Origin of the sequence: Campylobacter sp. RM12640 (assembly GCF_020137595.1) — a bacterium.
Lineage (GTDB): Bacteria > Campylobacterota > Campylobacteria > Campylobacterales > Campylobacteraceae > Campylobacter_E.
On sequence record NZ_JACGAU010000042.1, the window covers coordinates 1 to 6448 of the forward strand.

Below are 6448 nucleotides of genomic sequence, written 5' to 3' on the forward strand. Positions count from 1 at the left end.
GAGTTTTTGTATTTTTATTTAGAGATTGTTTTTTAAAGCTTATTATTTTTTACCTTAAACCTAAAAGTTTTTAATATTTTTAATTTTTATAATTTTTCTTAGTGATTATTATCCTAAAGCTTTTATGTTTTTATAATCTTTACCTACCACCCAAAAAGCTTTTAATTTTAATAATCATTACTTATGACCCAAAAAACTTTTTATATTTTTAATTTTCTTTTATCTTTTTTTTACCTATTCACTCTCATTATTATTTATAACTAGCAATTCATTTGCTAGTTATAAATAATAGTCTCAAGAGTGAAAAAAACCAAAGAATTTGAAATAGGAATTTCAATTTTTTAAATCCAAAACCAAAGTAAATTCCTAAATTAAATTCTTTTCTCTTTTTATTTTTTTTGTTTTATTTTTTAAGATTTTTTATAATAAAAATATTTCTTTAAATTTAAATTCTTTCAAGGAGAAGGGAAGAAGACTTAACTTGCGAAGTTAAACCTTGCCTTCCCCTTAAACCACTTCTCATCACTGACTACGCTCTATAGGGAAAAACTGCCTAAAATCAATAACCTGCTTTGCTAACGCTTCGTAGCTTGATGGATTTTTAACGGCAGTTTTCCGTAATTTAATTGTAATTTTGCTCGTTTCACTCACAAAATTACTTGTGATTCCACTAATATTGATTTATTTTGAGCATAAAGAATTTGGATTAAAAATTTAGCTTTTAAAAATCTAAAATTTGTATTTTAAATTCTATATTTTTTAATGTTAAATTTTTTTATTTTTATCTAATTTGTAACTAATTTAAATTTTAAAAAGACTTAGAATTTAGCGTAATTTTATGAGCGTTAACAAATAAAATTACTTGTAACTCAGATTATTTGCTTTATTGTAAGAATATTGAAGTTTTATGGTTTTAAAATTTAAATTAGAAATTTCATTTTTCAAATCCACAGCAAACTTGCAAATGATTTAACACCAATTTTCACTATCTTTTAATTATAAATTTTTAAAAACTAAATTAAAATTAAATCTTTTTCTTTATATTAATAATTAATCAGAAAATCTAATTTATCAATAATTTTAGTTCTTTTTAGTAGCCTTAGATTTCATATAAAAATAAATTAAAATCGTAGATATTAAAGCAATAGCAAGAGTTAAAGTGCTATTGTGAATATCTCCTAATTTTAAAAAGCAAAATTTAAAAAACGCATTTAGAATACTAAATAAGGTAAAATAAAATAAAAAGCCTAAATCTTTATCGCCTTTATAAAAATTAATAATATTTTTACAATAGATTTTAGTCGCAGATATACTAAAATAACTCCATATCATAAGCAACAACAAGCCTAACAAAAAACCTCGAGCATAAGCATCATCGTCATCTATAAAAAACCATGGCAATAAGTATCTTAATGGTATTAAAGTAAGTATAAAAGTATCCATATATAACATTAAAAAAGACCAAGAAATTACATACAATAAAACAAGAAATATCAAAACTTTAAAACAAGTTGCAACAAAAACTTTTATTAATTTATTATATATCCATTCTATCACATTAGCCCTTATAAAATATGCAAATTAATATAGTGAAATTATAAGAATTTAAATCTTAAAACTCAAAATATAAAGCACAAAAATACTAGATACTTTTAATTATTTTAGATTAATTTAAAAAATTGATAAATCTAAAGCTTTAGATAAGCCCTCTAATATCCTAACACCACCTATTGAATTACCCTTGCTATCAAGTGCTGGTCCATAAACCCCTATCCCAAATTCTCTAGGGACAAGCGATACCATACCACCGCCCACACCACTTTTACATGGAAGTCCTACCCTTACAGCTATTTCTCCTGATAAATCGTAAGTTCCACAAGTTAGCATTAAACTCTTAATCGTTCTAGCTATTTTTTTACTAACTATTTGCTTACCATCTTTAAGCCCATCATTAGCTAAAAATAATCCTAATTTAGCTAGGCTTTTTGTGTTAGCTAGTATTGAGCATTGTTTAAAATAAACTTCTAAAGCCACCTCAACATCATCACTAATAATCCCATCATTTTTCATAAAATACGCTAAAGCTCTATTTTTATTGCCTGTTTTATTTTCGCTTTCGTATATTTTAGTGCTTAATGACGCTTCATTATCATCAGTAATCAAACGAAAAAACTCAAGCACTCTATTAAATCTCTCTTCAGCATTTTTGCCTTTAATCATAGAAGCAACTGCAATAGCACCTGCGTTTATCATTGGATTAAATGGCTTTTTATTGTTTGATGTTTCAAGTTTCATAATTGAATTAAAGGCATCTCCTGTAGGCTCAACACCTACTTTTGAGAATACATACTCATAGTCATTATCTAATAAAGCTAACATTAAAGTAACTATTTTAGAAACACTTTGAATACTAAACCTTAGCTCACTATCACCCGAGCAAAAAACATTATAATCCTTATCAATCACGCAAACTCCCAAAGCGTCTAATTTAGCCTTGCTAAGCTCTGGGATATAATTTGCCAATCTTCCTAATTTTGTATATTTAATATTATCTTTTACCAATCTATCTAACAACTCTTGCATATTTAAATCCTATAATTAAAATATAATTTTATAATTATTATAATATATCAAATTAAGGGGCAAAATTGCTTGAAAACATAAAATCATTTTTTATAAATCCTGATTTATTTATTAGACATTTAGCACTTAGCATTACTTTATTTGTAATTATTGTAATATATGGTTGCTTTATAATGTTTTTAAGAATTTTAGCAAATGATAAAGAGTATATAAATCAAGAAGCAAATGAAAAAATCAATCAAATAAAATCAACAAGCAAAATCAGTATAAATGCGACTTTTATGAAAAATAATTTTACAATATATTATGAATATTCAAAGATTTTTTGTAATTTCATCAAATTTTTATTTTTAATATTACTCACCTATATAGGTTTAGATTATTTTTATTATGCAAAATATGTTTATTCATATACTAGATATTGGAATTTACACGGGAGTTTTTTGGCATATTTTTTACCATTTTTAGCTTATTGCTTTACTATTTTATTAACTTCAAATATAAGAAAAAAACTTAAATTTATTAAAGAAAATAATTTTTTTATAATAGAAGATGAGAATAAATTTTTTATAGATGTGTTAGTTGTTATCAAACAAAATATAGCACAAGATAATAATTTTTATAAAGCTAGAATTGAAATTGATAAAAATGATATTTTGTTTAAATACAAAAGCTTTCAGCCTATTTTTAGTACTAGTGTAGCATTTTATACAGATAAAGTCATACAAGCTAACGAGCAAAATAAAGATATGTTAATAGAATTCATCTTAGGAATTTCAAAAAATACTTTTAGAGTAGCTACAAATCTAATAATCTATATTATGCAAGATTTTAAAATATATACTATTTATCAAACCAAAAATATGGTATTTTCAGTTCCATATAATGATCAAAAAGCAAAATTTAGCTTAAAAGTGTTTTTTAGAAAAAACATTAACGAAACTTTAGAATACATTGTAGATAAAAATAAGCATTATGAATTAGATAAAGACTATATAAAAAAGCAACAAAACAAATAGTTTTACCACGCAATCAGCTCTAATGCTTTTAAATCCATTGAAATATACTTCCTTTATTTTTATTTTCATTTTTATTGATTAATTTTTCTAATTTTTCTAAATCGCTTTTATTAAATTTATTAAAGGAAAGCTCATAAGAAATATAAAAAATCTTAAATCTTTTTTGCTTTAAAAAAATTCTTATAGTATTTTTAAAATTTGTTTTAAAAAAATAATATTCCTTAATATCATCATATTTTATTTTGCTAACTCCTAAGCCTTTTACAAACACCAAGCAATCTTCATAGCAAATCACTCTTTTAACACCACAAAATATAATTAAAGTGCATAATATAATTACTACGCCGATTATTTTATAAATAATTAATTCATCTTTTAAAAAGCTTACAATACTAATAAATGAAAGCAGCATTAAAAATCCAAAAGCTATATGGACTAAATCAAATCTTTTTGGATTAATCACATAAATCGCATTGCTTGTATCAACTTCTCTTAATATATAAATTACAAGGATATAAATAGCGATAAAAATCATAAAATATAGCCAATTTTCTACTACAAAAATAAGTGAAATTAAACTAAATAAAACAATAGCAAAAAGTTTTGATTTATCATAAAAATACTTCATTGATAAAACAAAATAATGAACAAACATATAAACAAACATTAAAAACAAATAATTTTCAACAAAACAAGATTTGATTGCAAGATATATAAAAACAGCATTTATAGGAGTTAATGCAAATATAATTATAAATTTTAAAATTTCTTTAATCATTTAATATTTTTTATCTAATAATGTGTATTTTACTTGTTTATCTTGATTATAAATATCTAAGATTTCTTTTAATAAATAAATCACTTCTTCTTCGCTAAGTAAATTATTACCCTCAATATCTATGATTACAAATATAGCAGTATCAGTTGATAAACGCTTTTTATGCACAAGAAGTATTTTAATAATATCTGTTTTATATTTTAAAATCCAAAATATTCTATTTGAATTTAAATCACAATCAATAAAAAACAATCAAGCTCTTTATTAAGTAGTATTGTTTTTGTGTTAAATATGGTATCTTGTGTATTATATTTAGTAAGTGCTTCATTTATTTTATATTTTTCATAAATTTCGTTATCAATTTGTATAGTTTTAAAATCTACTCTAAGCTGTGTATTGCCTATAAAACTTGATTTACTTTTAAAGAATTTCTTATATAACATTACTAATAAATAATAATACATAAATGGCAAAATCAAAGCTATTATTCCGCCTATTGATAAGGTCAAAACAGGAATAAAAGAAAGACAAAATACAATAGATAAAAACGCTTTACATAATTCTTTTGATACAACGCTATATATTATATGAGTTAAAAAACATAAAGGTATAATAAATATTGAGCCAATCAAACTTCCATAAGGTGCTTGTAAAATTGATAAATTATACATATCATTAGCAGAATATCCAAAAATAACCATCATAAATAAAAAATAATAAAAAGGCAATATTGCTATTAAAATTAAAATTTTTATAACAATTTTTTCCATTATAAAATCTCCTTTTGTTTATATGTATTCTCCTAGCACTTCTTCTCTTACATAAATTGTGCATTCTTCTTTTTCAGTCCAAAATCCATTAACTCCATAGACTTTTAAAATATCTTTTAGCAATTCTATGATTTCTTTTTCATTTAATATTTTATTGTTTTTTATAGATAGTATTTTCCAAACTATATCATATAAAGTTCCATTTATTTTTATACGAAAATCTCGGTCTAAAATAATTTTTATTACTTCACCTTTGTAATACAATACCCACAATGACTTATCAAGTTTAGCATAGTCTAGCTCAGGGTCATCAAAATACATACAATTCATAAACCAGCAGTCTAATTCTTCATCTATTACAATATCCCAATCATAAGGAAATTTATGATATTGTCTGCCATACCAATCATCAGTATGTTCTGCGTAAATATAAGAAAGTGAGTATTTCTTCTCTAATCTATCATCAATAATTGCATTTTTAAAAGCCATTTGCTTACCTTTTTTTAAACCAAATTCCTACTTCAAATTCCACAATTTTTAAAGAATTTGAATTAGGATTTAAAATATTTATTCTTTTATTATTTCATCTCTTACATAAACTTTATAGCCGTCAATTGTTTCCCAAGCACCAGAAAGATTATAAACATCTAATATTTCTTTAAGAAGATTTATAACTTCTTTTTCGCTTAATAATTCATTGTTTTTAATATCAAAAATACTCCAAACTTTATCGTATAAAACACCATCTATTGTTATATCAAAATCATAATCAAGTATAACTTCAATCAAATTACCTTTATAATACAAAATCCACAAGCCTTTGCTAAGTCTTGCATGCTCTAATTCAGGGTCTAAAAAATTATAACCTAGCATTATAAAACAATCTAATTCTTCATCTATTACTATTCTTTTCTCATCAGGCAACATATGATTTTGTTTATAGTATAAGCTATCTGTATAATTGCAAAAAATATCTGTCATTTTGTATTTTTCATCAAGTTCTTTTGTAACTACTGCGTTCTTAAAAGCCATTATTTCTCCTTAATTTTAATTATTAAGTAAATATTATAAAAATTATTTTTTGTAAAGTAAAGAAGGTCTGAAGATATTCAAATTCCAAAATCGGAATTTGAAATTAAAATTATTTTATTCTTGAGCGTCACGCCATTCGTTTAGAACTTTTACTTCTTCATCGCTTAAAAATCCACTAAATGCAGAAAATCCACTAAGCGAATAAGCAGGGCAATCAATACTCTCATAATTTTTCTTAGCTTGATTTAATTCATAGCTAAATATTG

Annotated in this window: 8 protein-coding genes; 1 reads left to right on the forward strand and 7 read right to left on the reverse strand. The window is 23.6% G+C overall.

Annotated features, from left to right (window positions below):
• Positions 1-1080: 1080 nt before the first annotated feature.
• Positions 1081-1557 (reverse strand): hypothetical protein, encoded by a 477-nt coding sequence (locus AVBRAN12640_RS09680; protein ID WP_336609134.1) that lies wholly within the window; start codon positions 1555-1557, stop codon positions 1081-1083.
• A 114-nt stretch (positions 1558-1671) separates the two neighbouring features.
• Positions 1672-2583, reverse strand: coding sequence for a glutaminase A (gene glsA / locus AVBRAN12640_RS09685; RefSeq protein ID WP_214150556.1), 912 nt, complete (start codon positions 2581-2583; stop codon positions 1672-1674).
• Between the two features lie 65 nt (positions 2584-2648).
• Between glsA and AVBRAN12640_RS09690 the strand changes: the two genes are divergently transcribed.
• Positions 2649-3602, forward strand: a complete 954-nt coding sequence (locus AVBRAN12640_RS09690) for a hypothetical protein (RefSeq protein ID WP_336609135.1) — start codon at positions 2649-2651, stop codon at positions 3600-3602.
• A 28-nt stretch (positions 3603-3630) separates the two neighbouring features.
• On the opposite strand, the gene AVBRAN12640_RS09695 is transcribed toward AVBRAN12640_RS09690, so the two are convergent.
• The 5 genes from AVBRAN12640_RS09695 to AVBRAN12640_RS09715 form a co-directional block, all read right to left on the reverse strand.
• Positions 3631-4380 (reverse strand): hypothetical protein, encoded by a 750-nt coding sequence (locus AVBRAN12640_RS09695; RefSeq protein ID WP_336609136.1) that lies wholly within the window; start codon positions 4378-4380, stop codon positions 3631-3633.
• On the reverse strand, positions 4381-4632 hold the full coding sequence (locus AVBRAN12640_RS09700) for a hypothetical protein (RefSeq protein ID WP_336609137.1): 252 nt from the start codon (positions 4630-4632) through the stop codon (positions 4381-4383).
• Positions 4608-5150 (reverse strand): hypothetical protein, encoded by a 543-nt coding sequence (locus tag AVBRAN12640_RS09705; RefSeq protein ID WP_336609138.1) that lies wholly within the window; start codon positions 5148-5150, stop codon positions 4608-4610. The genes AVBRAN12640_RS09700 and AVBRAN12640_RS09705 overlap by 25 nt, the downstream gene beginning before the upstream one ends.
• Positions 5151-5168: 18 nt before the next feature.
• Positions 5169-5639 (reverse strand): hypothetical protein, encoded by a 471-nt coding sequence (locus AVBRAN12640_RS09710; RefSeq protein ID WP_336609139.1) that lies wholly within the window; start codon positions 5637-5639, stop codon positions 5169-5171.
• A 78-nt stretch (positions 5640-5717) separates the two neighbouring features.
• Entirely contained in the window at positions 5718-6182 is a 465-nt protein-coding gene (locus AVBRAN12640_RS09715; protein ID WP_336609140.1) for a hypothetical protein, read from the reverse strand.
• Between the last annotated feature and the right edge of the window lie 266 nt (positions 6183-6448).

Bases quoted from the DNA above. Each gene is read 5' to 3' on its own strand.
- glsA (WP_214150556.1), bottom strand. From the start codon at position 2,583: ATGCAAGAGTTGTTAGATAGATTGGTAAAAGATAATATTAAATATACA.
- AVBRAN12640_RS09695 (WP_336609136.1), bottom strand. From the start codon at position 4,380: ATGATTAAAGAAATTTTAAAATTTATAATTATATTTGCATTAACTCCT.
- AVBRAN12640_RS09705 (WP_336609138.1), bottom strand. From the start codon at position 5,150: ATGGAAAAAATTGTTATAAAAATTTTAATTTTAATAGCAATATTGCCT.
- AVBRAN12640_RS09710 (WP_336609139.1), bottom strand. From the start codon at position 5,639: ATGGCTTTTAAAAATGCAATTATTGATGATAGATTAGAGAAGAAATAC.
- AVBRAN12640_RS09715 (WP_336609140.1), bottom strand. From the start codon at position 6,182: ATGGCTTTTAAGAACGCAGTAGTTACAAAAGAACTTGATGAAAAATAC.